This window comes from Paenibacillus larvae subsp. larvae (assembly GCF_002003265.1).
Lineage (GTDB): Bacteria > Bacillota > Bacilli > Paenibacillales > NBRC-103111 > Paenibacillus_H > Paenibacillus_H larvae.
Genome location: NZ_CP019687.1, coordinates 1,879,337 through 1,904,816 on the forward strand (window position 1 = coordinate 1,879,337; position 25,480 = coordinate 1,904,816).

The window sequence follows — 25,480 nt, forward strand, 5'->3', positions numbered from 1 at the left end:
GTCCTGATAATATCAAAGAAAAAAGGAGATGCCGCTGTTGATCGCCTTAAGATTATTAGCTGCCGCCATGCTCTTTAATAAACAGGGGGATCTGCTTATGATGAAACGCTCGCCTTCCCGTACGTTGTCTCCGGGAATGTGGGGGGCAGTAGGCGGGCATGTAGAGCCTGGGGAAATCCGAAATCCAAGGGCAGCCTGTCTGCGGGAAATTCAAGAAGAAACAGGTATTGAGGAAAATCAGATTAAGCAATTCCGGCTTCAATACATACTTATACGCCTCAATCAGCAGGAACTGCGCCAGCAATTTTTTTATGCCGGGTTAACCGATGCCGTACCCAGCATAACAACAGAAGAAGGGGATTTATTTTGGATACCGCGTAACAAGGTGTTTGTGCGGGAAATCCCGTTTGTCTACAAGGAAATGCTTAAACATTATTGGAAACACGGCCCATCCCCGTACCTTTGGCTCGGTACTGCCCGAAGGAAAGCTGACAAAACCGCATATATGGAGTGGACTCCCCTTCAAGATCCGCTTTATACTTAGGGAGTATCTAAAATCAGTATGTTGTCAAATTTTACATAATGAATACCGTTCAATAGAAATGGAGGTCTCTTCCTTGCCAAACATAAAAGCTGTCATTGACCGGCAACAGGCATTTTTCGAAACCGGTGCGACCAAACAAACAGAGTTTCGCCTGGAGCAGCTGCGAAAGTTGAAAACAGCCATTAAAGCATACGAATCATCCATCATGGAGGCACTCAAACTTGACCTGAATAAAAATGAGTTCGAATCCTTTGCTTCTGAAATCGGCATTTTGCTGGAAGAACTGTCTCTTGCTCAAAAGCAGCTGCCGAAATGGACCAAGCCGAAAAAAGTTAAAACTCCCTCTACCCATTTGGGAGCATCAAGTTATCGGTACCCGGAACCGTACGGACGTGCTTTAATTATCGCCCCTTGGAATTACCCGTTTCAGCTTGCAATTGCCCCATTAATTGGCGCCATGGCAGCCGGTAATTGTGCCGTATTAAAGCCTTCTGAACTTGCCCCGCATACGTCCGGCATTATAGCACGGATGATAAGTGAAACTTTCGATCCGGGGTATATCACGGTTGTGGAGGGTACTTTGGAAACTAGCCAGGCTTTACTCGCTGAACCTTTTGATTGTATTTTTTTACCGGTAGTGTTGCCGTAGGAAAGAGCGTCATGGAAGCTGCTTCCAAGCACCTGACTCCGGTCACATTGGAACTTGGGGGAAAAGTCCTTGTATTGTGCATGATGATGCCGACTTAAAAAAAGCCGCTAAGCGCATCATATGGGGCAAACTGCTTAATGCCGGGCAAACCTGCGTAGCCCCTGACTATCTCTACGCACATGCCAGTATCAAAGAGCCTTTGATAAACGAAATGAAAAAGCAAATCAGGAAGCTGTTCGGCCAGCCCTTCGATTCTCCCGAACAATTCCCCAGAATCATTAATGAACGGCATTTTGATAGGATTATAAACCTAATGAGTTCCGGACAAACGATTGAGGGCGGCCGATATGACCGGGAACGACTCATTATTGAACCTACTTTGCTGGATCAAGTAACCTGGGAAGATCCTATTATGAAGGAGGAAATATTCGGGCCGGTACTTCCCATTCTTACGTATACCGATTTATCGGAGGTCATCCGCTCCGTTAATGCACGTCCCAAGCCGCTTGCCCTGTACGCCTTTACCACTTCCAACTTGATTCAAGAACGCCTTATTGACAGTGTTCCGTTTGGAGGGGGATGCATGAACGATACGATCATGCACATCGTCAATCCCCACCTTCCTTTTGGCGGAACAGGGAACAGCGGGATGGGAAGCTATCATGGAAAAAGCAGTTTCGATCAGTTCTCCCACTATAAAAGTGTCTTGAAACAGACCAACCGTTTTGACCTTCCCTTCCGCTACCCGAACCGGAGGAACGGTCTTAAGCTCTTGAAAATGATATTTAAATAGAAAAGAGGGCAGCTTAGGATTAAGCTGCCCTTCCTTTATTATTCATGTTCTACAAACTCGAATTCGTAATCGTTAATCCGGATCGTCATCCCATCAACGGCTCCCCGTTTGCGAAGCTCATGATCAAGCCCCATATTCCGCAATATGCGCACAAAACGTAAGACCCCTTCCTGAGAGCTGAAGTTGGTCCGCCTAATCAGCTTTTCAAGACTTTCACTCTCTACTACAAACGTATCATTCTCACGGCGGATGGTAAAATCTTTTTCGTCTTTCTTCTCCAGACGGTAAACCTTTCTTTCTTCCACTTCTTTGATTTCTTCAACGAGAGCCGTTTCAGGAATGGTCTCCAACAGATCCGCAATTTTGTACATCAATACCTGTACCCCGCTGCGGGAAACTGCTGAGATCGGTACGATCTCTACCTCATCTCCTGCCTTAGAAAGGTTTGCCTTGAACTGCTCCAAATGCTCCTCTGCTTCCGGCATGTCCATTTTATTTGCGACTACAATTTGCGGGCGTTCTTCCAGCTTGGCATTATACAATTTAAGTTCGTCATTAATTTTTTGATAATCATCATAAGGATCTCTGCCTTCAGTTGCTGCCATATCAAGAACATGAGCAATGACACGCGTACGTTCCACATGCCTTAAAAACTCATGTCCCAGCCCGACCCCTTCATGGGCTCCCTGGATCAGGCCCGGCAGATCCGCCATGACAAAGCTCCGGCCATCTCCCACATCCACTACACCAAGATTGGGGGTAAGCGTAGTAAAATGATAAGCTCCGATTTTAGGACGAGCACCTGAAACTATAGACAGAAGTGTGGATTTACCTACACTCGGAAATCCGACAAGTCCAACATCCGCCATCACCTTGAGTTCAAGCACAACCCATCGCTCCTGGCCTTCTTCCCCGTTTTCCGCAATTTCGGGCGCTGAGTTTTTGGGCGTCGCAAAACGCATATTGCCGCGGCCTCCACGGCCGCCTTTCGCCACAATCACTTCCTGTCCGTGACGTGTAAGGTCAGCTATCACCTCCATGGTATCATCATCAATAACAACCGTACCTGGAGGAACCCTTACGATCATATGCTCGGCATTAGCACCATGCTGTGCCTTATTCCGACCTTTTTCACCACGCTGTGCCTTAAAATGCTTTTGATATCTGAAATCAACCAGAGTGCGAAGTCCTTCATCCACGCGAAAAATTACATTTCCGCCATTTCCGCCGTCTCCACCCGCAGGTCCGCCTTCGGGGACATATTTTTCACGCCTGAAGGCAATCAGGCCGTCTCCGCCGTCTCCGCCTTTTACATAAATTTTTGCTTTATCTATAAACATCTTTCCACCTCATTTATTCCGGTAGGGCAGCCGAACTGTTACCGCCGCTTCATGATCGTCAAATTCCGCCGGTTCTATACGCGTTTCCTTCCATCGGCTCCGCTTTTGCTCCAGAATTTGCTGTAATTTTGCTTTCTCATAGTCTCCCCGATAAATAAAATCTAAAAGAAGCTCGCCTTCTTCTACATCCATCTCCAGATTTAGAAAATTAAGCTCCTCTTTGTTTGTCTGTAGAGCCGCTTCCCCAAAACAGAGAATCCATTCTTTGATTTGAGTTCCTACTAATCCCGGACTTGGATCAACATGCCGGAGCTGAATCTCTTTTTCCAATTCAACTTCCAAAGAAAAGGGGGCCTGTCGGTTAACGCGGTACGCATATATGAAAGAAATAATTCCCGGATCGCCTAACTTGGACAGCAGACTTTCACGCTGTAATTTCATATTTATCTTGTCCATGGCGGTATGTAATTTATCATACTTTTGAAGCTGCGTATAGCTATACATGATTTGCACATCATTCATCCAATCATGTCGGAGGTGGTGAACAATGTGAAGCAGTTCCTGCTGATGATGTAGCTCTGCTTCCTCTCGCTGGGACTTTGACCGTTCCACAGAAGCAAACCTGTGCAGATATACAACGAGAAACAAAAGGGCAATCATGGTCACTCCAAGACCAGTCCGATACCATACATTTAAAGATAAAGCCACCATCATAATGAGACAAATCACCAAAAGACCGTAAATCAATCTTAAGGTATCATTCGACTGCTTCATACTATCCTCTCTTTCATAGCCTCATCTAATACTTCCAGGCTTCGGCCTACTGCCGGGGAATCCATCCCAACATTCATTCAGTATACCATTTCGACGGATATGTTGCATTATTAACAAGGAGAATGAATCAACCTATTTCAGGATGGTATGTTTCGTGTAAAATTTCTCAAAAGAAAAGCCCTGGCAACCTTTCGCCTGCCAGGGCTATACCTCATTAATTAAGCTTCAACGGTTGCAGCAACCGGTGCGGATTCAACTGGATATACGCTCACTTTCTTACGGTCACGTCCCCAGCGCTCGAACTTCACTACACCTTCCACTTTTGCAAAAAGTGTATCGTCCGAACCGATGCCTACGTTGTTACCAGGATGAATCTTTGTTCCGCGTTGGCGAACAAGAATGCTTCCTGCAGTTACCACTTGTCCGTCAGCACGCTTAACGCCAAGACGTTTTGCAATACTGTCACGACCGTTCTTGGTGGAACCCACTCCCTTTTTGGAAGCGAACAACTGAAGATTAAGTTGTAACATGGGTTTCAACCTCCTTTGCCATAGGTTGTTTGTAGTGTTATATAATCACCGTAATTATCTTCGATTGAACTAAGCATTACGACCATGGATTCAAGAAGCAGCTGAACTTGTGCAGCCGATGAATCAGGCAGATCCGAAGGAACGATGACTTCCAGCCATCCTTCTTCCATCTCCGCACCGAGTATCTGCCCTGTCAGCACTCCCACCGAATTTACGGTTCCCACTGTAATAGCAGATACCGCTGAACAGACAATATCCTTACCAGGATCAGCATACATAGCATGTCCCTCTACCCGATATGAGGTTATCGCCGGTTCTTCTTCAGATCGCCGCTCTATCGTTATATAAATCATCTCTCAGCTCCGGACTTAAGCCTGGATTTTGTCAATCACAACTTTAGTATAAGGTTGACGATGTCCTTGCTTACGACGGTAGTTCTTTTTCGCTTTGTATTTGTAAACGAGAATCTTGCGGGATTTGCCTTGCTTTTCCACTTTAGCGGAAACAGCAGCACCATCCACTACAGGAGCTCCCAATACAAGCCCATCCTCTTTGGATACAGCCAGTACACGGTCAAAAGTTACTACATCGCCTTCGTTCACTTCGAGCTTCTCAATCAAAAGCACGTCGCCTTCTTGAACTTTGTATTGTTTTCCGCCAGTTTCGATAATTGCGTACATCCGTTGCACCTCCTCATGTCTCAGACTCGCCGTTACAGGTGGCCAAAAGAGCAGAAATCCTTACTACAGTACTGCCTTCGTGCACTTATACCTGATCCGTGCGATTACAGCATGCCATAGCAACACACCCATAACATTGTAGCATATCTTGATTCAAATACGCAATAGCGGAATCACCCGGTTATTTTCTTTTTTTGCCGAACGTTTCAGTTATTTGCTTCAGTCTGTTTCGTTCATCCTCATGAGCTATTTTTCGGGAAACGGCAACATACCCGGCGTAAGGCAGGTACACAATCCATCGGCCGGGCAGAGAGATATGAGTACTTACCTTGGCTCCTTTTCTCCCCTCCGGTTCCTTGATCACCTGTACCAGCAAAGTCTGATCAGGCTTTAGTACCTCCTCAATAGAAGGCTTGAAATCTTTCCTTTTTCCAAGTCCTTCGGGAAGAACATCATCTATGTATAAAAAAGCGTTTTTCTCTAATCCAATATCTACAAAAGCTGCCTGCATTCCCGGAAGAATATGAACTACACGCCCTTTAAATATGTTTCCTGCTGTTTGTTATATCCGAATTCTGCTGTAAAACATATTCCAAGGGAATCCCCTGATTCAACAGAACTGCCTGAGTTAACTGTTGAGTTGATTGTATGACCAACTGCATACCAGTTTCACCTCTCTTTCCGATATTCTACATGAAAAGATCGGAAACTGCACTCCCCGGCTTGGAGTTATGGAAATAGGCATCAATCAGCCGCTGCTCAGGCAAAATGGCATGGATTTGGCCCTGATCCCCTATAACATAAATAAAATGATATTTTTCTTTCATAAACATCTTGAGAATATCTTTAATTGGCTGCTGCTTTCGGACGAGCAAAGGCTGGGCCATAACACCTTTATTCATCAATAATTCGGTTCGTTCTCCCCGCTTCATCAGAAAACGGACAAACTGGTAGGGCACATGCCGGTAACCCATCCAATTTGAATATAAAAGAAATGCTCCAATCATGAGCAAATTCAAGTGTATTTGTCCTTGGGCCGCGAAAAATAAGGCAAATCCGATCATAAGCAAACTCAAACCAAAACTGATCCGCATCGTTATTCTGATTGCCTGCTCGTAAGCCATGATATAGCTGAACAGCCCTTGTAAAATTTTCCCTCCATCCAATGGAAGGACAGGAAGCAAATTAAACAGGCCAATCAGGATATTGGCCTGGATAAAATAGTTCCACCAGCCCGAAGAATCAGCCGATATATGCTGCCCCAGCCATGCAAGCCCTATCATCCAAACATGCTGAAGCGGCCCTGCCGCTGCTACCAGAAGTTCATCACGCGCTGAGACGCCTCCCCACTCATCCACAACTGCAACTCCGCCAAAGGGGAGAAGCTGGACTTCCATCACTCTCCATCCGAGCGCCTTGGCGCAAACGACATGGCCCAGTTCATGTACAAGCACTATTCCGAATAAAGTGATAGCCTCTATAAAAAAACCCGTTATTACAGAGAACAATAATACGAGGGTGAATAAAGGATGAAACCGGTATGCCGTTCCCTGCCATTTAATCAAATTTCATCACATCCGATGGGTTGATCGGTTTGCCGTCTTTGGCCATAGAGAAATAAAAATTGGGCTTTTCGCCTTCCGCCTCTCCCAATACTCCTACGTTCTCCCCACCTTTAATCCAGTCATTCAGTTCAACTGCCGTCTTTTGTAAAAATCCGTACGTCGATTCCACTCCTCCCGAATGACAGATGATCACAGTCAGGCCGGTTTCTGCTTTTTCGCCAACATAAGTAACCTGTCCTGCATCCAAAGCGGAAACAGATTTACCTGATGGAACTTGAAAGGCTAAACCGGGATGTTCTTCTGTAAAGGGAAGTTGGATCTTACCTTTGACAGGCACATAAAACGTTCTCTTTTCCTGCGAAATCGCCTTAACAGCTTCCTGCTTACTGGTACGAAATGTTGGCAGGAAAGAAGGGGCCCCATCAAATTTTTCCTGGTACCAAGCGGCTACTACATCAAACTGAAAAGATTGTGTCAGACTTGTCTTGATCACTTCCCGTCCTTTCTCTGCCCATGGACCCTGCATCTGGAACAGCCCCCATATGGAAGCAAACAGAACCGTACTGATTGCAAGTTTTATCATTTGTTTACGGAAGAAGGGGCCACGCGGTCCTTCCCCAGTTTCATAGGCTGAAGGGCTTAAAAACTCTCTGCGGTATTTTTGTTCCCATACATACTCAGGATCCGACCATTTTTCAAGTTCCTCCCGAATCTGTTGTGAACTCTCCTGTGCTGAATTTCCGGCAGGATGTGTAGGGCTGCCAGACTTGAAATCAGCATATACACGGTTTTCCTGCCGATATGGCGGAAAGGGTGGTTCTTCTTCAAAAGGCAGTCTCCTTCCCTGCTGTTTGAGGGCCTCCAGTTTTTTCTGCCTCCGTTCCTTTAACTTATCCTTATGTTCCATACGAATGTCCTCCCAGAACCTCGTCTTTACCCTGCAAATGCTTAGATATTACAAAGTATGAACAAGTTGTCCGAAATATGAGGACAGGCGGCTACAAAAAAAGTCCGGCAGTTACTTCCGCCAGACTTCTAATCTCCCATATATTCCTCATCACCGAGCCGCGTTGGATGGAGTTGAACACTCATGACCAGTCCCATAGATAACATGTTAATCATGAGTGAGGTTCCTCCGTAACTAATAAATGGAAGCGTAATTCCCGTTATCGGCATTACCCCGATCATCATTCCAATATTTTGGAAAATTTGAAAGACGAACATAGATACAACACCGATCACCAAGTAGGAACCAGCTTTGTTTTTACATTGAATAGCAATGAGAATCATACGGTAAATCAAAACAAAATATAATATCAACAGCAAAGCCGATCCCCGGAAACCAAACTCTTCCCCGATAATAACAAAAATGGAATCGGAATAAGCAAGTGGAATAAAGTTGCTGTGAATAGACGTCCCCTGCAAATACCCTTCACCCGTTAATCCTCCCGAACCAATCGCTTGAATGGCATTTACAGACTGGAAACTTGCATTATGCGAAGCTTTATCCGGGAAGAGAAACGTATCAATCCTTTGGAGCCAGTGAGAAATCCCTACTTCCTTTAAAATTGGATTAAGAAAATCATTAATCTGATCATGAAACTGAACATAGATATATATTCCCGTGAACAGGATTCCTCCAATTATTAAAGTAATGGCCAAAGCATGTGAAATCCTAATATTGGCTATCCATAAAATACCAACCAAAATAACGATATATATGATGGCATTTCCAAGATCCGGATGCATGAGCACAATAACAAACGGTAAAAATGTAATAATCCCTGCAGGAAAGAGATCTCTCGCCAATCCAAGGGGCTCGCCCTGACGTCTTCCCAGCCAGTGGGCCAAGGCCAGAATCAATACGAGTTTCATTAATTCGGCAGGCTGAAATTGTAACCCGCCGGGCAGACTGAACCAGCCTGTAGCCCCATTGATTTTGGAAGCAAATTTCATAACAAGAACGAGTAAAACCGTTGCAACGCCATACGGGTACCAGATCCATTTCAATAACCAGCGGTAATCGATTAGGCTGACCACAAGAAATGCCGCAATCCCAATCAGACAAAAAGTCACGCTTTTCCAAACACTTACATTAATGAAAGAATCATCAATCGTGGCACTGTAAACAATGAAAATACTCAATGTCATTAACAAAAGAAGCAATGTAACAATAATGCCATCAATTCTTTTTAATTTATGAAGCAAGGGAAATCAATCCTATCCTAGTCCGAGAAACTTCTTCATTTTTTTAAACATCCCTGGCTTTTCTTCCAAAGATTGCAGGGGTACTGTTTCCCCCAGCATACGTCTTGCTATATTACGGTAAGCAATAGCAGCCTTTGAATTGGGATTCATGGCAGTAGGTTCCCCGCTATTAGCAGCTTTAATTACATATTCCTCATCGGGTACAATACCGAGCAGGTCTATGGAGAGTACCGCACAAATCTCATCCACATCCAACATCTCACCCTTTTTGACCATATTATTCCGGATTCGGTTCACAATTAATTTGGGTGAGAGAATATTGTTATTTTCAAGTAATCCGATAATGCGGTCGGCATCCCGGACAGCGGCATTTTCCGGCGTCGTAACTACAATTGCCTGATCTGCCCCGGCAACAGCATTTTTGAATCCTTGCTCAATTCCGGCGGGACAATCGATGATAACAAATTCAAATTCCTTTTTCAGCTCCAGCACAATATCCCGGACACTTTCCGGAGAAACTGAGTGCTTGTCCTTCGTTTGTGCAGCTGGAAGCAGGTACAGTTCTTCAAAACGCTTATCCTTGATCAAAGCCTGCTGCAGCCGGCATTGTCCTTCTACAACATCAACAAGATCATAGATAATCCGGTTTTCAAGACCCATTACGACATCCAGGTTGCGCAGACCGATATCGGTATCTAACATGCACACCTTTTTGCCTTGGAGGGCCAAGGATGTGCCCAGGTTGGCGGATGTTGTCGTTTTTCCGACGCCGCCCTTTCCTGAAGTGACCACGATTGCCTCTCCCATTTTTTCACTCCCCCAGCTTTACACCATCCATCATCACCATTAAAGCTATGTCTTATTCGAATTCCTGCCAAACTTCCTTGGCCGGATCAACCCCGTATCAGACCAGACCTAAACGGTGAAAATGGTTCAATTTGTCAATTTCCATTTTGCCGTCCTTAATATAAGCAAACTCCATAGAGGTTTCCTCAATGCCCCATTCGTCTGGAGGACGGCTAATCAGGTGGGCAATTCTCAGCTGGGTAGGCCTCAGGTAAGAGGAAGCAATAATAGCATTTTCGTCCCCTTCTAACCCCGCATGGGCCATCCCCCTAAGAGAACCCATAATATAAATATTTCCGGTACAGAGTATCGTTCCTCCCGGATTCACATCTCCCATATAAAGAAGATCCCCGTCGTGGTAGACCGTTTGACCGGAGCGGACAATGCCGCACATTGTCGTTATGGTACGCCCGACATTTTTCTCCACTTCAGGGTCTCTTTCTATGGACTGAATTAGTAAATTTCCTTTTTGGCCAATGATGGCTCTGATCTGTTCTTTCTCTTCTTCCGTTACGTTCCGCTTGCCGAGTTTCACATGAACATGTACGATTGGTCCGGTCAAGATTTGCTGGTGCGTATGTTCCAGTTTGTTCCTCAGCTCTTGAACTAAAACCTCAAATTCACACGTATCTTCGAGAAGAAAGATTAGGCCGTCTTTGACTCCTTTAATCGTAACATGGTGCTTGACTGCAGTCATAAACGTACCAACCTCCCACCCCTTACAATTCGGCTACAACAGGACAAACTCCTTCTGAAAGAGAAAATTTTAATGAAAACGATCTTCCTGTACTGTCCCTATGTACTCAAACAGTTTCCGCATCGGGATGTATAGAAGAAGAGCAATCAGCAAATTAAACAGTACACTAGGCAGCACAATATGCGTAAGTACGTACCGGAAGTCTACATGGGTAATATTAAACAGATAATTCAGGCCATAATTGCTAAGTTCAAACAGAAGTTCCCCAGTAGCTATCAATAGAAGACTGGTGGCCATAAGAGGAGGTTTACGGCGGCTGACGAGGCCGACAAGATAACCTACAAGTCCGAATCCAAATGCATATACCCCGATCATGTTGCCATAGTATAGTAAATCATGAAGCAAACCAAATATAATACCGTGTACAAGCGCACTGTGGCGGTGTCTATAGAGTCCGATATACATAATTACGATCAGCAAAATATTGGGAGAAACAAACACTTGCTTTTGCCACGCACTTGGAATCAGCCAATGAACCAAAGAACCTTCTAAAATCATTACACCGAGCAGTATCATCCAAAGCAGGTTTCGGTTGAACATCATTTCACCTCAGGAACTTCAACGATCAGGACTTCCCGGATATGAGAAAAATTGGCATAAGGTTCCACCAGTACTTTATCGTTCACACCCAAGTCTCCCGGCTTTCTGGAAACCACTTTCCCCACTCGGATACCCGCAGGATACACCTGTCCGAGACCGGAGGTGATAACCTCATCCCCTTCCTGAATGGGATCGTCTTTCTCCACACGGTTCATGACAAGCATGTTATTTTCGTAATTTTCTATAATTCCGTATGATTCGGGCTTGTCACTATCAGGACTCTTTTTTGTTGTAACCGCAATGGCCTTTGAGTTCATATCCGTATCACTTACATTGGTTAGCAGCTGTACCGTAGAGGTGAATCCGGATACCCGTATAACCCGGCCTATCAGGCCGTCTACCGTCATGACTGCCATATCCGTTTTGATTCCGTCTTTCTCCCCAAGGTTAACGGTAACGGTGTTGTTATAGGCTTCATTGCTGGAAGCTATAACCTCCGCGGCGTGATACTTATAATTGTTGACCTTTTTTTGTTCTTCCGTGAACTCTAGCAGTTCCTCTAAGCGCTTGGTTTTTTGTTCAAGAAAATTCAAACGCTGCGTATCTTCCGCATATTTCACCACTTGCTGTTTCAGCACCTGATTTTCTTTATATATGGTTTTCAATTCACCCAGATCATCAAAGAATCCGGCAACTGCACCGGCCGGTTTGTAGAAAATCCCCTGCACCCAGGAAACGGAATCCTTAAATACTTTTTCCGGCCATGTGACTTGAAATCTGTTCACCAGGGTGAAGCCCATAAGAATAAAGAAGCAGATCAGACCGAGCAGCAAGACGATAAGCCTTTTGTTCCCCATAAATTTAAACAAATTCCAACACCTTCTAACTCACACTCTGTCTTATTTTCTATACTTTGTGGAGGACGGTTTTTGCTTGAACAGATGAATGTTTTCAAGTGCGCGGCCAGTACCGATCGCTACACAGTCCAGAGGGTTATCGGCTACCATAACAGGCATTCCCGTCTCTCTGGCAAGCAGCTTATCGAGGTTGCGGAGCAATCCGCCCCCGCCGGTCAGAACAATACCCCGGTCCATAATGTCAGCAGCCAGTTCCGGAGGGCATTTTTCGAGCGTCACTTTGACCGCTTCCACGATGCTGTTGATGGTATCTCCCAAAGCTTCCGTAATTTCATCCGAAGTTACGGCAAGTGTTTTCGGCAGACCGGTCACCAGATCGCGTCCCCGTATTTCCATTTGCTGCGGCTGTTCCATAGGAAGAGCCGAGGCAATTTCCATTTTAAGCAGTTCTGCCGTACGTTCTCCGATCATTAAGTTATAGGTGCGTTTGATGTAATGTGTAATCGCATCATCCATTTCATCACCGGCAACGCGGATAGAACGGCTTGTTACGATACCGCCCAGAGAAATAACAGCCACTTCGGTTGTACCGCCGCCAATATCTACGACCATGCTGCCTGTCGGTTCCCACACAGGTAAATCCGCCCCGATGGCTGCAGCAAACGGTTCTTCAATCGTGAAGGCATCACGCGCACCGGCCTGCTTGGTTGCATCCTCTACAGCCCGCTGCTCAACAGCAGTAATGCCGGAGGGCACACATACCATCACGTTGGGATGGCGCTGGAACATAAAGCGGTCCTTTTGTGCCTGTCGCAAAAAATAGCGAATCATGGTAGCGGTTGTGTCAAAATCTGCAATAACCCCGTCCTTCATCGGGCGAATGGCGCGGATATTGCCGGGGGTACGACCAATCATTTTTTTGGCTGCATCTCCCACTGCCTCAATACTTTTGGTATCTGTACGCAGAGCCACTACAGAAGGTTCTCTGACAATAATCCCTTTTCCTTTAAGATAAACAAGTGTATTTGCAGTACCTAAATCAATTCCAAGATCTTTGGTTAATCCACCAAACATATGTCCTGTTTCTCCTTTCCCGATCTCCATCTTGTTGTCCAGTTCATGAACATAGAGTCTATTATATTACATATAACCTTGTTCCTTCAAACTTACGTAAGCCTTGTCTCCAATAATGATATGGTCCAGCACGTCTATGCCTATAATCGCACCGGCTTCTATGAGTCTTTGGGTAATGTCAATGTCATCTAAGCTGGGGGTTGGATTCCCGCTGGGATGGTTGTGTACGCAGATAATGGAAGCACTGCTGCGCTTAATGGCAGCCCGGAATACTTCGCGAGGGTGTACGATGGAGGCGTTCAAGCTGCCGATCGACATCGTCTCCTTAGCCAGAACCTGATTTTTTGTATTTAAAAAAAGGCAAACAAAATGCTCTTTGTGCAAATACCGTAAATCTTCAGTCATCAAGTCAGCCACGTCACGCGGGGAACGAATCACCATAGTTTCCGGAAGCGTGCTTCTAGCAATTCGGCGGCCAAGCTCTATTCCTTCCTGGATTTGAAGAGCTTTGGCAGTGCCTATGCCCCGGATCTGGGTCAACTGGTCAATACTGGCATCGACAAGCCCCCGAATGCCTTCACAGTCTATAAGCACACGTTCTGCGAGATGAACGGCGGACTCGGCAAGGGTGCCGGTCCTTAAAAGAACGGCGAGAAGTTCAGCATTGCTAAGTACCTGGGGTCCAAACTGCAGCATCCGTTCCCTGGGTCTGTCTTCACTCGGAACATTACGCAAGGTGACACTTGATGATACCATGAATTCCCCTCTTTCGAAATGTAATTTGTGCGAATACCAATATTTTCATACATTATATCATTTTCTGATTCAATTCGATAGTTTGTGAGATTGGATAATACCTTCCCTTCCCATCGCCCTATCGGGAACGAAGCTGTTTCGCACTGAAAATATGGACGAGTAGTTTATACTTTCTTTTTGTGACTTTTTCACACGAAGCAGGGCTTTAGACCTTGGACGTGTTTCGTGGGAGGAGATATGCCGCCGCAGTTGTTGCTCGATGGGCCATGGCGGTGCGGAAGATAGGGGGGCCGTTATACAGTACTTCGTGGGAGAAAATTAGCCTTGTCCTTTTATGGAGTTAATTTCACAATCACTTGACCCCATTTCCGTATTTTTATCGCTGGCACAACAACAAAGCCTTTTCAAAAAAGCCCTGTAAAGTCCGCCTTAAAGACTTTACGGGGCTCGCAAAGGAAGGGCGGGCTTTGGAGATTTTCCCGTTATTATCGCCCGTCCGTTTCTTCAAATCTCACCTCGTGCAGTACATCACCTAGTGTACGCCCAGCCAAATACTGCTCCATGTGTTTCTCTGCATCGCAGAACAACCGGTTCATCACATCCTGCATGTTGGAGGAAACCGGGCAAGACTGTGACTTGTCCCCTGTACACCAATACGGTTTTAAGGACCCCGCCGAGGTGACACGGTAAATATCTGCCAGGGTAACCGCATCCGGATCACAATTCAGCAGAAATCCCCCTCCAAAGCCTTCCTTTGTTTTAACATATCCTGCTTTGCGGAGCATACCCATAATTTTGCGGATACGCGCCGCATGAGTGCAAACATTCGCAGCAATCTCTCCGCTGGTAGCCATTTGTCCCGGCAAATGGGATAGCAGTACCAGACTGTGGACAGCAATGGTAAACTCACTGTTCAAGAGGAATCCCTCCATTCCCGTGCATCTACTGTTATCTTAGAATAACAGTAATCGATCGTCAATGAAGCTGCCCTTCTGATTCACAGGACGCGAATGCTAAAATCCCCCAGCATATCAGCCAGCAGGGAGATCGGCAATCCAACCACGTTAAAGTAGTCTCCCTCGATACTTTCAATCAGTGTAGCTCCTATACCTTGTATCCTATAAGAACCTGCCTTATCCAGCGGTTCTCCAGTAGCGATGTACCTGCGGATCTGTTCGTCTTCCAGCTGCTTCATACGGACAGCTGTTCTCCGGTGAGCGACACGGTACCTGCCGGACTTGCTTTCCATACAGGCCACACCGCTGTATACCGTATGGCTTCGTCCCCGAAGGGCCTTCAGCATCTCGAAGGCATGCTGCTCATTCGATGGCTTTCCGAGCACAGTATCATCCAGCACAACAATTGTGTCAGAACCGATGACAATACCGGATTCTCCGGCTGCCCTGCAGACTTCAGCAACGGCAGAAGCCTTGCGAAGAGAGAGGGTCTCTACGATATCCGGCGGGGACATGCCTGCCGGTGTGTCCTCCTTGGCATAACTGGCACGTACGATAAACGGCAGCTGCAGGAAACGGATCAGTTCCTGCCTGCGGGGTGAAGATGAAGCAAGAATTAACAGAGAGGTTGGCGGCATTTAGTATAACCTCCTTACTGAATATCGAATATGGGATGATGTCTGAAAAAGCAGCGGTCAAACCCCGGCCTACAGTTTCCGGTAAATCAGAAAGGATCCGACCAGGCCTAAAATGCTGCACAGATTCAGCTTGATTCTAAGCAGAATATCATATTGAATAACTTGAAAATCTCCTTTAGGCTGCCAGGTGATATCCACGGACCCGGTTAGAAAGGTCGGCCCGTTTATGGACTCAAGCCACTCCCCCACAATGATTCCGGTAATCAGCCCGATGATGAGTACGAGTACCAGTGTAAAGGTATTTTTCTTCATTTCCGGATTCCCTCTCCTTATAGTATTCCCATTATACGTGCAGACAGAAACTGCATCAACGGGAGAATTTCGACATAATTCTTTATAATCCGGCAAATTTAGCTTGTTTTTGGCAGGAATTCCGCCTGGCAAGGAATAAGCTCTATAAGTACAATGTAAAATGGGAGGGATATGATTGAAGAGAAACTGGAAAAAATGGCTCCTGCTTTCGGCTGTTTTTCTGCTGGTGTTCCCTTATCAGGCATTGGCCATGAAAGTGGTCATTGACCCGGGACACGGAGGCAGAGATTCAGGTGCGGTTGGAGTAAGTGGCCTGAAGGAAAAGGACGTGACGCTAGACATAGGATTAAAAGTCCGTCAAGCGCTTCGGGCTAAAGGAATTGAAGTTGCCATGACGAGAGAAACAGATACATATGTAAGCCTGCAAGACCGGGTAAGCTTCACCAACCGGCAGCTAGCGGATTTGTTCGTATCGATTCATGCAAACTCTACTGTAGGAGGGGCCAATGGAAATGCCAAAGGAACCGAAGTCCTTTATTATGATGCGGCCTTTCCTCAACCTGATTATCCGGCAAGTCCGGAAATGGAAGCTTTGACAGAGTATAGCAAACAGTTGGCCCAAAGCCTCCAATCCACTTTTGTTACTGAAATCGGGACGAAAGACCGGAAAATCAAACCGGATGCGGCATATGTCATCCGCAAAGGAACGATACCAAGCGCTTTAGTGGAAACCGCATTTATCGACAATGTGGACGATGCCAAACTGCTGGCAAGTCCGACAGGCCGAACCCAAATGGCCAACGCCATTGCGGACGGCATCGCTAAACTGGCACCTGTAACGTTCCCTGATACATTGGGACATTGGTCCAGAGACGCTGTACTAAGAATGTACAAGAAAGGTTGGATCAGCGGATACAACAACATGTTCAGGCCGGATGACAGCATTACCCGTGCGGAGTTTGTAGCCTTAATGAACAAAGTCTTTGATTTCTCCAAGTTAAGTCCCTTGCCGGGAAAAAACAACCCGTCTCCGGATAGCTTTACAGACCTGTCCCGGAATCACTGGGCTTATAACCAGCTCGCCCAGGCTATTCGTCTAAACATCCTTTCGGGTTATGGAAACGGCAAAATTGAACCGGATAAGCCAATAAGCCGTGCTGAAGTGGCTACCGTCTTTCAGCTGTTGAGAGAGGCTTCCGGAAAATCCGGTCCCGCTACTCCGGGAACAAGCCAGCCTTTCACTGATGTGTCTAGCGGTTACTGGGCGGAGAAATATATTAATACCCTGAAAAAAACAGGGATCATCAATGGAGTTACATCCACTACTTTTGCCCCTGAGAAGGACATGCTGAGAGGCGAAAGCGCTGCTCTTCTGGATAACTACTCTAATTAAAACAGGATGACAGAATATCCTTTTTTAAAAAAGGATCAGAGCCAGTCAAAATAGTTTTATAAGAAAACGGATGAAGGATTTAAATCCTCCATCCGTTTTTTTATTCCGCTGAAAGGACAGACGCCAGTTCCCTTTCCGCCAGTACATATTTCATAAGTTCCGATTGAGCTGCCCATAACCTTTCCCGGTCTGGTTTTTTGGTATATTCCTCGAACGTCTGGACCGCTGTCTGGAGAGAGGCATTCAGTTTTTCCAACGCACCTTTTCCTTCCGCCGGAATTCCCACTGTAGCAGCAGTATATAGATTCTTCCACTTTTCTGCCTCCGACTGAAGGGTTTTCATCGTCGCCTGATCCAATGCTGCCGGAGCAGCCTCTTTCAAATGAAGAATCGTAAGGTTGTTCATGGCCTGGAGATTTTTATCTCCTTGAGCCAGCAACCCGGCCAATTGGTCCGGTTTATTGTTTTTCCATTTCACTTTGCTTATGGCCGGAATGTCCAGGTTTTTCACATAGATATCCTCATTCTTCTCCTTCACCAGCTGACTGATCTTAACCGCATCCTCTTTCTCAAGGGCAAACCCGACGAAAACGGTAACTTTCTCACCGGAATCCAATACGGGGGCAAAACCTTCTTTTTTCAACTTTTCCTCAGCAGCCCGGGCGCCCTGGGTATTACTGAATACGCCTCCCTGGAGAAAGGAGAAGCTTTTTGCCGGGATATTCACCGCAGCAGCCTGTCCGGTTCCGGCAGATGCACTTGCGGGTTCCGCCTTCCCTTCACTCTTCGGCTTAGTATTGGCTTGAACGGCAGCAGGTGGCGGGGTTACTTTCTGCTTGGCATCTCCTTCTGAACTTGAGAACATGGATAGAACAAAAAAACCGAATGCCGCTCCGGTCAATATTGCTCCCATAACGGACGCTCCCACCTTCATCCAGGGAAGTGAACCTCTTTTTTTCCGTACAATAGAAGTCCCCGTTAAAGGCACAAACCCATCATCAATCCTGTGTTCATACGAAGGATACGCCGGCTCCAAAGGTACTTTCTCTTCCTCATAAGGATTTCTTTCTTTTTCTGGGAATCACGGATAATTTGCTCTACTCTTTTTGTTTCTCCATCAAAAGGGCTCGTATAAACACCAAAATCAGTTGTAAACTCGTTTAGCTGGTGGGGCGTAAACAAATGTTCCACCGTCTCCATGCCTGGCTGCCTATGGGAATCCTCCTCTCTTTTCTCACCGGGATTCCAGGAGGATTCCAAAGGTATTTCGTCCTCAACTACATGAAACTCTTCTTTTTCCAGAGGAATAACTGGCTGTTCACGCTTAGGTTTATGGGGAATCCGTTCACCGGTTCGGTCGAAACGAAACGTAATTCTACTTTTACTCATTATTCTCTCTCCCTTTTTTCATCTACTATATAAGTTGAATCAATATTCTTAGCAAACCTTGGCAAGGAAAAAGGAACCATTTGTCGAATAAGAAACAGATCAAGAATAGACAAGTGGGGATGACAATGGATAAACATACCGAACTGGCAAAAGTAACGGCAGCCATGCAACAAACCAAAGAGCGCCGAATGTATGAACGCTACCAAGCGATCTATTTGCATTTGAAAGGCACATCCATGAAGGCGATCGCTGACATTTTGAATCGAAACCGAATGACGGTGAGCAGTTACATTCATACGTACGAGAACGGTGGACTGGGAGCCTTGCAAATCAAGCATTCCTCAGGTGCTCCTACTCGGTTGACGAAGCAGCAGCAGGATCGCTTGAAACAAACCGTCGCCTATTCGGTTCCCCATGAGGTCGGCTTTACGGCAAAGCACAACTGGACGCTTGAACTGATTGCCACGTACGTGGAACGCGAATGGGGCCATTGCTATTCGCTCCGAGGCATTTCCAAGGTCATGGAGCGGCTAGGGCTCAGCTATACGAAACCGACCTACACGCTCGCAGCAGCAGATCCCAAGAAACAACGCCATTTCACCGAAACGACCTTTCCTGAACTGAAAAAAAGCTACTGAACGAGGAGATTGATCACTTGCTGTTCGAGGATGAGTCGATGATCCGGGACTACCAGGCGATTCAGAAGACCTGGTTCCTTCGCGGGAAGCAACGCATCATTCCAACCACGGGCAAGCATCGTGGGGTCAAACTGCTGGCCACGGTTGACTATGAAACGGGACACATCGTTTGGCAAGAAGATGAACAGTACACCGCTGAAACGTTTCTTTCCTTTCTTCAAAAGGTCATGGCGACTTATCCAACAGGGAAACTGGCTCTGGTTTTGGACAATGCCCGGATTCATCATGCAAAGCTGCTTCGGCCGTTTCTGGAAGCGCAAAAAAATCGGCTTGAGCTTGTGTACTTGCCTCCATACAGCCCTCAGTTAAATATCGTAGAAGGACTCTGGAAATGGCTCAAGTCCAGTGTGATCAATAACGTATTCTATTCGGCCGTTTCCGAAATCCGTCTGCGTGTCGGGCAATTTATGGATGAAATCATGAAGCATCCTCATGCCATTATTGACCGGCTGTGCGTGCGACTTTGATTGCTATTTTCTTTCGTTCAACTTATATAGTAGTAGATTATGAGCAGGAGAGACAAAATATGAATAACAAACAGGCAGTCCCTTAAAAGAACTGCCTGCTCAGAACCAGAGGCTAAAATCGTTTCTATAATTGGGATTGCTTCTGCTGTAGTGTTTTGGCCAGTGTGTCTGCAACTCTCCATATATTTCCTGCCCCCATGGTTATTACCAGATCTCCCGGTTTAACATGGTCGATCAAATGGGCAAGGACATCCTCACTCTTTGGCATATATTCTGCATTTGCATGGCTATTTTGACGGATCATGTCCACCAGTTTGGCAGAGCTTACGCCTTCAATCTGTTTCTCTCCTGCCGGGGAATAGATATCCGTTATGATAACTTCATCAGCCTCCCCGAAACATCGGCTGAATTGCTCGAACAGGAAGAAGGTCCGGGTATAACGCTGGGGTTGAAACACCACTATAATCCGTTTTCCTGTTGCCTTGGCCGCGGAAATAGTTGCCGAAATCTCTGTAGGATGATGTGCGTAATCATCAATAATCAGGATGTCGTTTATTTCCCCCATTACCTGGAAACGGCGCTTAGCGCCATGGAATTCGTGAATAGCAGCCGCTACCTGATCGAAAGTAAGGCCTGCTTCCAAGCAGATTATTAAAGTGGCAAGAGCATTGCACACGTTATGTTTACCCGGAACGGACAATTCGATCTTGCCCAGGTTTTCTCCCTTATATAGTACGGAAAATGAAACCTTCCGGTCTCCAAGATGTATGTCAACGGCTTGATAATCTGCATCCGATCCAATGCCGTAAGTAATAACTTCGCTTTCCACATAAGGGATCATTTCCCGGATGTAAGCATCATCTTTGCAGACAATGGCCTTGCCCCCGGGTTTAACTTGGCTGAGAAACTGGGCATAGGCTTTTTTCAAATTTTCAAAATTGCCTCCGTAATTCTCAAGGTGATCCGCTTCAATGTTGTTAACAAGCGCCAATGTAGGGTAGTACTGTAAAAAAGTACCGTCGCTTTCATCCGCTTCCGCTACCACATATTCACCCGTACCAGCCTTGGCATTGCTGCCAATATTCATGATTTCTCCACCGATAATATAAGTAGGATCCGCCCCGCATTTTTCCATGACTAGTGCGATCATGGAGGAGGTGGTTGTCTTTCCGTGCGCTCCTGCAACTGCAATCCCTTTGCGTTCATTCATCAGCCTGGCCAGCATTTGGGAACGGTGCAAAATGGGAATGTTTCGGGCTTCAGCCGCAACTATTTCCACATTATCTTTGGGAAGTGCAGTAGAATATACAACAAGATCCGCCCCTTCCACATGGCTCGCTTCATGCCCCAGATAGACCCGGGCTCCCTTTGCTATGAGCTTCTCAGTCAGTTCCTGCTGGGCAAGGTCCGATCCCGATACCTGATAACCCATTTCCAGCATTACCTTGGCGATGGCACTCATACCGTATCCGCCAATTCCTATAAAATGTACATGTTGATCTAAGGTGTTCATGCCGTTCTCACCATCCTTTTTCAGAGTGGGAATGATACAAAATCCAGGAACGAACATCGGAGATTAAGTATAGCGTACCGGATACAACCGCCAGATCATCCTGCTCTGTTTTTTGTTTAAGTAATTCCAAAGCTAGTTTCCAATCAGGTTCCACTATAAGTTCCACTTCTCTGCCGCTTTCCAGCATCCATGTACGGGCCAACTCGGCAAGATGGGCAGCTTCCTCTTTTTTATGGAAATCTGGTTCGGTAAGGATGAGAGTATCCACTATAGGGAGTATATGCCGAAAAAATCCGGTATGATTCTTTGTAGCCAGCATTCCCATCATCAGACGCAGTTTTTTGAATTTATACACACTTTTAAGTGTATGGACCAGAGCCTCCGCCCCTTCCGGGTTATGGGCACCATCCGCCAGAATGCGGGGATGCTGCGAAATGATTTCCATTCTTCCGGCCCAGGAGGTTTTTGCCATAGCCTCATACAAAATCTCATCTTCCACTACCAGGGCATAGTACTGCCGCAACACTTCAAGAGCCATCAAAGCAGCAGCCGCATTCTTCATCTGGTGAATCCCGTTCAAGGTTATCTTCACTTGAGAAAGCTTGCGGAATGGTCCTGCAAAGTCAAACTTCTGGCTGTTCTCTGCCGAAATGCCGGAAGCAATATCAAAGCTCTTTCCAAGCAGATATAAAGTAGACTTGTTATTTTTTGCTGTCTCCCTTATAACTTCAACAGCTTCCGGTTTTTCCGCCGTGCAGACCACAGGAATTCCTGCCTTGATAATACCTGCTTTTTCTGATGCGATTTCAGCCAGTGTCTCCCCTAATATCTCCGTATGATCGTATCCAACATTCGTAATTATGGTTATAACAGGATGCACAATGTTCGTGCAATCTAGACGTCCGCCAAGCCCCGTTTCCCAGACGACATAATCCGGAAAAGCAACGGTGGCATAATACAATATTGCCAAAGTCGTGCTTACTTCAAACATGGTCGGAGAACCAAGTTCCGTACAAGCCATTTCCTCAGCAATTGGTTTCAGGCGATTCGCAAGCTGCACAAGCACCTGATCGTCCATATCCTGCCCGTTATATTGAATACGGTTCGTAAACTTCTCCAGATAAGGGGAGGTAAAGGTTCCGACATCATATCCGCTGTTCATGAGTACACTTGTCAAAAAGGCGCAGGTCGAACCTTTACCGTTCGTACCGGCCACATGAATAAATTTCAGCCTGCGCTCAGGATGACCAAGCATTTCCATAAACCTCTCCATTCGTGCCAGGCCCGGCTTGATCCCGAAGGGAACCAGCCCGACAATCCATTCCACAGCTTCCTCTGCTTTCTGAAAAGGGGCGGAATGTGTGTTGAATATGTTTTCCATCGATTTCATCCCTTTATGATATGAATGCCAAACAATGTTTGGTTAGGTGCTTGTACTCGTCTTGAATAAAATTATCCTTTCAGCTCTGCCAGCCGAGCAATTACTTTATCACGTTTTTCGGAATAATCCGCCAGCTTCGCTTTTTCCTCTTCGATGACTTTTTCAGGCGCCTTAGCCATAAATCCTTCATTCGCAAGTTTCTTCTCGATTCTTGCCACTTCCCCGTGCAGGGTTTGAAGCTCTTTTTCGAGGCGTGCAATCTCCTGGGCGATATCGATAAGACCTGCCAGCGGCAAGAACAGCTCTGCACCGGTTACTACCGCTGTCATCGCTTTATCCGGAGAAGCAAGTGCTTCAGATATTTCCAGAACAGAAGTATTACAGAAGCGTCTGACATATTCCTCATTCTTATGGAGAATGTTCAGATTCTCCGCATCGGAAGGCTTGATCAGCAGTTCAATTTTTTTGCTCATTGGGACATTTACTTCCGCACGAATGTTGCGTACAGCGCGAATCAAATCCATAAGAAGTACCATCTCGCGAACGGCATCCGGCGCTTCAAAGCGGTCATCCGGATGCGGCCAGGCTGTTCTGGTGATCGTTTCTCCCTCATGAGGAAGATGCTGCCAGATCTCTTCACTGATAAACGGCATGAACGGATGAATGAGGCGCATTGTATGGTCCAGAACATATACAAGGACTGACTGGGTTTTCTTCTTGGCCTGCTCGTCATCCCCATATAAAGACAACTTACTGAATTCAATATACCAGTCGCATAAATCATCCCAAATAAAATTGTACAAAAGACGGCCGGTTTCCCCAAACTCGTACTGGTCCAGGAGCCGGGTAACGTCACGGGCAGTTTCGTTAAAACGGTGCAAAATCCAGCGGTCAGACGTGCCCAGTTCCCCGCCGAAATCCAGGTCTTCCATATTGAAACCTTCCAAATTCATCAAAGCAAACCGGGAAGCATTCCAGATTTTATTCGCAAAGTTACGGGCCTGCTCTACACGTTCCCAACGGAAGCGGAGATCCTGCCCCGGGGTACTGCTGGTAGACAGCATATAGCGCATGGCATCGGCCCCGTATTGCTTAATAACCTCAAGAGGATCAATTCCGTTGCCAAGTGATTTGGACATTTTGCGGCCTTCCGCATCCCGGACAAGACCGTGAACCAGAACATCTTTAAATGGAATTTGTCCGGTGAATTCCAGACTACTAAAAATCATCCTGGCTACCCAGAAATAAATAATGTCATAACCGGTTACCAGCACGTTGGTCGGAAAGTAACGCTTAAGATCATCTGTTTGTTCCGGCCAGCCCAATGTTGAAAACGGCCACAAGGCAGAGCTGAACCAGGTATCCAGTACATCTTCATCCTGCCGGATATCGTTACTTTGGCAATGCTGGCAGCAGGTAACGTCTTCCCCGGAAACTGTTACTTCCCCGCAGGAATTACAATACCAGGCCGGAATACGATGCCCCCACCATAATTGGCGGGAGATGCACCAGTCACGGATATTTTCGATCCAATGCAAATAAATCTTCTCAAACCGGTCTGGTACAAAATGTACGCCTTTATCAGACTTTTGTACTTCAATTGCTTTCTCGGCGAGCGGTTTCATTTTAACAAACCATTGGGTAGACAAGTAAGGTTCAACAACCGCCCCGCTGCGCTCACTGTGTCCTACTTGATGAATATGCTCCTCAATGCGGATCAGCACGCCTTGTTCCTTCAAGTCCGCCACAATTTTTTTGCGGCAAACAAAACGATCCATGCCCTGATAAGGACCTGCTTCCGCGTTCATTTTACCGGATTCATCCATCACCAGAATTTGCGGCAGATTATGACGGTGTCCTACCTCAAAATCGTTCGGATCATGGGCAGGTGTGATCTTAACTGCTCCGCTCCCAAATTCTTTATCCACGTACTCATCCGCAATTACCGGAATCTCCCGGCCAACGATTGGCAGAACCAGCGTCTTGCCAACCATGTCTTTATAACGTTCGTCTTCCGGATGTACAGCTACCGCCGCATCCCCCAGCATGGTCTCAGGACGGGTAGTGGCAACAGTAATTGAACCGCTTCCGTCTTTAAGCGGGTATTCCAAATGGTACAAGTTCCCTTGTATTTCTTTGTATTCCACTTCAATGTCGGACAGAGCCGTTCGTGCAGCAGGGTCCCAGTTGATAATATATTTGCCGCGGTAAATCAAACCTTTATCATACAGTTTTACGAATACTTTCCTGACAGCTTTGGACAGCCCCTCATCCAGGGTAAAGCGTTCGCGGGAAAAGTCCAGAGAAAGCCCCATTTTCCCCCATTGCTCCCGGATCGTTCCGGCATATAACTCTTTCCAGTCCCATACTTTCTCCAGGAAAGCTTCACGCCCGAGATCATACCGGCTTACTCCCTCTTCTCTCAGTTTCTGTTCCACTTTGGTTTGTGTGGCAATACCGGCATGGTCGGAACCGGGAAGCCATAAAGCATCATATCCCTGCATCCGTTTAGCACGGATAATAATATCCTGCAAAGTGAAATCGAGTGCATGCCCAATATGCAGCATCCCCGTCACGTTTGGAGGAGGAATAACGATCATATAAGGCTCCCTTTCCGGATTTTGCCCGGCTTTAAAAAAACCTTTTTCAATCCAGTAATCATACCATTTTTTCTCCGCCTGTGAAGGATCGTAAGTTGTCGGCATCGAAACGGTTTGTTTGTCATTAGCTTCTGTCATCCTGACGTACACCCTCCATTCTGTTTCCTGCTTGTAAGAATAGCTTTCCGGCATACAACCAGCTAATTGGACACGGCATCCT

The 25,480-nt window shown here is 46.3% G+C and carries 26 protein-coding genes, 1 pseudogene and 1 other annotated feature; of the genes and pseudogenes, 4 read left to right on the forward strand and 23 right to left on the reverse strand.

Annotated elements, in window-relative coordinates; all coding sequences use genetic code 11:
- Nucleotides 1-37: 37 nt before the first annotated feature.
- Nucleotides 38-544 (forward strand): NUDIX hydrolase, encoded by a 507-nt coding sequence (locus BXP28_RS09715; protein WP_036656373.1) that lies wholly within the window; start codon nt 38-40, stop codon nt 542-544.
- A 73-nt stretch (nt 545-617) separates the two neighbouring features.
- Nucleotides 618-1,986: pseudogene (locus BXP28_RS09720) on the forward strand (aldehyde dehydrogenase).
- A gap of 38 nt (nt 1,987-2,024) precedes the next feature.
- Here the strand turns inward: BXP28_RS09720 and obgE are convergent.
- From obgE to BXP28_RS09815, 18 genes are all read right to left on the reverse strand, one after another.
- Nucleotides 2,025-3,326: a GTPase ObgE gene (gene obgE, locus BXP28_RS09725; RefSeq protein WP_023482978.1), complete on the reverse strand. Its 1,302-nt coding sequence runs from the start codon at nt 3,324-3,326 to the stop codon at nt 2,025-2,027.
- Nucleotides 3,327-3,335: 9 nt separating this feature from the next.
- Entirely contained in the window at nt 3,336-4,100 is a 765-nt protein-coding gene (locus BXP28_RS09730) for a Spo0B domain-containing protein (protein WP_051428018.1), read from the reverse strand.
- Nucleotides 4,101-4,318: 218 nt separating this feature from the next.
- The gene (gene rpmA, locus BXP28_RS09735; RefSeq protein WP_024094757.1) at nt 4,319-4,630 is read right to left on the reverse strand and encodes a 50S ribosomal protein L27; all 312 of its coding nucleotides are present in this window, start codon (nt 4,628-4,630) and stop codon (nt 4,319-4,321) included.
- A 5-nt stretch (nt 4,631-4,635) separates the two neighbouring features.
- Nucleotides 4,636-4,983 carry a ribosomal-processing cysteine protease Prp gene (locus BXP28_RS09740; protein WP_024094758.1) on the reverse strand — a complete coding sequence of 116 codons (348 nt, stop codon included), beginning with the start codon at nt 4,981-4,983 and terminating at the stop codon, nt 4,636-4,638.
- 15 nt (nt 4,984-4,998) lie between these two features.
- Nucleotides 4,999-5,310 carry a 50S ribosomal protein L21 gene (rplU, locus tag BXP28_RS09745; protein ID WP_023482975.1) on the reverse strand — a complete coding sequence of 104 codons (312 nt, stop codon included), beginning with the start codon at nt 5,308-5,310 and terminating at the stop codon, nt 4,999-5,001.
- Between the two features lie 12 nt (nt 5,311-5,322).
- Nucleotides 5,323-5,426, reverse strand: a sequence feature (ribosomal protein L21 leader region).
- Between the two features lie 65 nt (nt 5,427-5,491).
- Nucleotides 5,492-5,821 (reverse strand): ribonuclease E/G, encoded by a 330-nt coding sequence (locus BXP28_RS09750; protein ID WP_023482974.1) that lies wholly within the window; start codon nt 5,819-5,821, stop codon nt 5,492-5,494.
- A gap of 178 nt (nt 5,822-5,999) precedes the next feature.
- Entirely contained in the window at nt 6,000-6,875 is an 876-nt protein-coding gene (locus tag BXP28_RS09755) for a M50 family metallopeptidase (protein ID WP_023482973.1), read from the reverse strand.
- Entirely contained in the window at nt 6,868-7,782 is a 915-nt protein-coding gene (locus tag BXP28_RS09760) for a M23 family metallopeptidase (protein ID WP_023482972.1), read from the reverse strand. Before BXP28_RS09760 ends, BXP28_RS09755 begins: the two co-directional genes overlap by 8 nt.
- 128 nt (nt 7,783-7,910) lie before the next feature.
- On the reverse strand, nt 7,911-9,083 hold the full coding sequence (locus BXP28_RS09765; RefSeq protein WP_023482971.1) for an FtsW/RodA/SpoVE family cell cycle protein: 1,173 nt from the start codon (nt 9,081-9,083) through the stop codon (nt 7,911-7,913).
- 12 nt (nt 9,084-9,095) lie between these two features.
- Nucleotides 9,096-9,890 (reverse strand): septum site-determining protein MinD, encoded by a 795-nt coding sequence (gene minD / locus BXP28_RS09770; RefSeq protein ID WP_023482970.1) that lies wholly within the window; start codon nt 9,888-9,890, stop codon nt 9,096-9,098.
- A 97-nt stretch (nt 9,891-9,987) separates the two neighbouring features.
- Complete coding sequence (gene minC / locus BXP28_RS09775; protein WP_023482969.1) at nt 9,988-10,626, reverse strand: septum site-determining protein MinC; 639 nt, start codon at nt 10,624-10,626, stop codon at nt 9,988-9,990.
- A 69-nt stretch (nt 10,627-10,695) separates the two neighbouring features.
- Entirely contained in the window at nt 10,696-11,226 is a 531-nt protein-coding gene (gene mreD / locus BXP28_RS09780) for a rod shape-determining protein MreD (protein ID WP_051428017.1), read from the reverse strand.
- The gene (mreC, locus tag BXP28_RS09785; protein ID WP_024094762.1) at nt 11,226-12,095 is read right to left on the reverse strand and encodes a rod shape-determining protein MreC; all 870 of its coding nucleotides are present in this window, start codon (nt 12,093-12,095) and stop codon (nt 11,226-11,228) included. Before mreC ends, mreD begins: the two co-directional genes overlap by 1 nt.
- Nucleotides 12,096-12,125: 30 nt before the next feature.
- On the reverse strand, nt 12,126-13,157 hold the full coding sequence (locus tag BXP28_RS09790) for a rod shape-determining protein (RefSeq protein WP_024094763.1): 1,032 nt from the start codon (nt 13,155-13,157) through the stop codon (nt 12,126-12,128).
- 66 nt (nt 13,158-13,223) lie between these two features.
- Nucleotides 13,224-13,913: a RadC family protein gene (radC, locus tag BXP28_RS09795; protein ID WP_046655088.1), complete on the reverse strand. Its 690-nt coding sequence runs from the start codon at nt 13,911-13,913 to the stop codon at nt 13,224-13,226.
- Nucleotides 13,914-14,398: 485 nt separating this feature from the next.
- Nucleotides 14,399-14,830, reverse strand: a complete 432-nt coding sequence (locus tag BXP28_RS09805; RefSeq protein WP_024094765.1) for an RrF2 family transcriptional regulator — start codon at nt 14,828-14,830, stop codon at nt 14,399-14,401.
- Nucleotides 14,831-14,910: 80 nt separating this feature from the next.
- The gene (locus BXP28_RS09810; RefSeq protein ID WP_023482963.1) at nt 14,911-15,507 is read right to left on the reverse strand and encodes a Maf family protein; all 597 of its coding nucleotides are present in this window, start codon (nt 15,505-15,507) and stop codon (nt 14,911-14,913) included.
- Between the two features lie 69 nt (nt 15,508-15,576).
- Nucleotides 15,577-15,819 carry a DUF4321 domain-containing protein gene (locus BXP28_RS09815; RefSeq protein WP_036656363.1) on the reverse strand — a complete coding sequence of 81 codons (243 nt, stop codon included), beginning with the start codon at nt 15,817-15,819 and terminating at the stop codon, nt 15,577-15,579.
- Between the two features lie 175 nt (nt 15,820-15,994).
- Between BXP28_RS09815 and BXP28_RS09820 the strand changes: the two genes are divergently transcribed.
- Complete coding sequence (locus tag BXP28_RS09820) at nt 15,995-17,212, forward strand: N-acetylmuramoyl-L-alanine amidase (RefSeq protein ID WP_023482962.1); 1,218 nt, start codon at nt 15,995-15,997, stop codon at nt 17,210-17,212.
- Between the two features lie 100 nt (nt 17,213-17,312).
- Here BXP28_RS09820 and BXP28_RS09825 read toward each other — a convergent pair whose 3' ends face one another.
- Nucleotides 17,313-18,125, reverse strand: a complete 813-nt coding sequence (locus tag BXP28_RS09825) for a hypothetical protein (protein ID WP_040932310.1) — start codon at nt 18,123-18,125, stop codon at nt 17,313-17,315.
- 65 nt (nt 18,126-18,190) lie between these two features.
- Nucleotides 18,191-18,601 (reverse strand): hypothetical protein, encoded by a 411-nt coding sequence (locus BXP28_RS09830; RefSeq protein ID WP_077585030.1) that lies wholly within the window; start codon nt 18,599-18,601, stop codon nt 18,191-18,193.
- A gap of 119 nt (nt 18,602-18,720) precedes the next feature.
- Here BXP28_RS09830 and BXP28_RS09835 point away from each other — a divergent pair.
- Nucleotides 18,721-19,766, forward strand: a protein-coding gene (locus BXP28_RS09835) for an IS630 family transposase (RefSeq protein ID WP_104932612.1) whose coding sequence is annotated in 2 segments (ribosomal slippage) — nt 18,721-19,224 and nt 19,227-19,766 — 1,044 coding nt in all. Because the reading frame shifts where the segments join, the coding sequence is not laid out codon by codon here.
- A gap of 124 nt (nt 19,767-19,890) precedes the next feature.
- On the opposite strand, the gene murC is transcribed toward BXP28_RS09835, so the two are convergent.
- The 3 genes from murC to BXP28_RS09850 all read right to left on the reverse strand — a co-directional run bounded on the left by murC (nt 19,891) and on the right by BXP28_RS09850 (nt 25,398).
- Entirely contained in the window at nt 19,891-21,279 is a 1,389-nt protein-coding gene (gene murC, locus BXP28_RS09840) for a UDP-N-acetylmuramate--L-alanine ligase (RefSeq protein WP_023484265.1), read from the reverse strand.
- A 7-nt stretch (nt 21,280-21,286) separates the two neighbouring features.
- Nucleotides 21,287-22,660 (reverse strand): bifunctional folylpolyglutamate synthase/dihydrofolate synthase, encoded by a 1,374-nt coding sequence (locus BXP28_RS09845; protein WP_023484266.1) that lies wholly within the window; start codon nt 22,658-22,660, stop codon nt 21,287-21,289.
- A 71-nt stretch (nt 22,661-22,731) separates the two neighbouring features.
- Nucleotides 22,732-25,398 carry a valine--tRNA ligase gene (locus BXP28_RS09850; RefSeq protein WP_036657666.1) on the reverse strand — a complete coding sequence of 889 codons (2,667 nt, stop codon included), beginning with the start codon at nt 25,396-25,398 and terminating at the stop codon, nt 22,732-22,734.
- Nucleotides 25,399-25,480: the final 82 nt, after the last annotated feature.

Excerpts from the sequence above, each read along its gene's own strand:
- mreD (WP_051428017.1), bottom strand. The coding sequence starts at position 11,226 with ATGTTCAACCGAAACCTGCTTTGGATGATACTGCTCGGTGTAATGATT.
- rpmA (WP_024094757.1), bottom strand. The coding sequence starts at position 4,630 with ATGTTACAACTTAATCTTCAGTTGTTCGCTTCCAAAAAGGGAGTGGGT.
- BXP28_RS09750 (WP_023482974.1), bottom strand. The coding sequence starts at position 5,821 with ATGCAGGCAGCTTTTGTAGATATTGGATTAGAGAAAAACGCTTTTTTA.
- BXP28_RS09850 (WP_036657666.1), bottom strand. The coding sequence starts at position 25,398 with ATGACAGAAGCTAATGACAAACAAACCGTTTCGATGCCGACAACTTAC.
- BXP28_RS09740 (WP_024094758.1), bottom strand. The coding sequence starts at position 4,983 with ATGATTTATATAACGATAGAGCGGCGATCTGAAGAAGAACCGGCGATA.
- BXP28_RS09810 (WP_023482963.1), bottom strand. The coding sequence starts at position 15,507 with ATGCCGCCAACCTCTCTGTTAATTCTTGCTTCATCTTCACCCCGCAGG.
- minC (WP_023482969.1), bottom strand. The coding sequence starts at position 10,626 with ATGACTGCAGTCAAGCACCATGTTACGATTAAAGGAGTCAAAGACGGC.
- obgE (WP_023482978.1), bottom strand. The coding sequence starts at position 3,326 with ATGTTTATAGATAAAGCAAAAATTTATGTAAAAGGCGGAGACGGCGGA.
- BXP28_RS09790 (WP_024094763.1), bottom strand. The coding sequence starts at position 13,157 with ATGTTTGGTGGATTAACCAAAGATCTTGGAATTGATTTAGGTACTGCA.
- radC (WP_046655088.1), bottom strand. The coding sequence starts at position 13,913 with ATGGTATCATCAAGTGTCACCTTGCGTAATGTTCCGAGTGAAGACAGA.
- murC (WP_023484265.1), bottom strand. The coding sequence starts at position 21,279 with ATGAACACCTTAGATCAACATGTACATTTTATAGGAATTGGCGGATAC.
- BXP28_RS09825 (WP_040932310.1), bottom strand. The coding sequence starts at position 18,125 with ATGGGAGCAATATTGACCGGAGCGGCATTCGGTTTTTTTGTTCTATCC.
- BXP28_RS09830 (WP_077585030.1), bottom strand. The coding sequence starts at position 18,601 with ATGAGTAAAAGTAGAATTACGTTTCGTTTCGACCGAACCGGTGAACGG.
- BXP28_RS09730 (WP_051428018.1), bottom strand. The coding sequence starts at position 4,100 with ATGAAGCAGTCGAATGATACCTTAAGATTGATTTACGGTCTTTTGGTG.
- BXP28_RS09815 (WP_036656363.1), bottom strand. The coding sequence starts at position 15,819 with ATGAAGAAAAATACCTTTACACTGGTACTCGTACTCATCATCGGGCTG.
- BXP28_RS09760 (WP_023482972.1), bottom strand. The coding sequence starts at position 7,782 with ATGGAACATAAGGATAAGTTAAAGGAACGGAGGCAGAAAAAACTGGAG.
- BXP28_RS09845 (WP_023484266.1), bottom strand. The coding sequence starts at position 22,660 with ATGGAAAACATATTCAACACACATTCCGCCCCTTTTCAGAAAGCAGAG.
- rplU (WP_023482975.1), bottom strand. The coding sequence starts at position 5,310 with ATGTACGCAATTATCGAAACTGGCGGAAAACAATACAAAGTTCAAGAA.
- minD (WP_023482970.1), bottom strand. The coding sequence starts at position 9,890 with ATGGGAGAGGCAATCGTGGTCACTTCAGGAAAGGGCGGCGTCGGAAAA.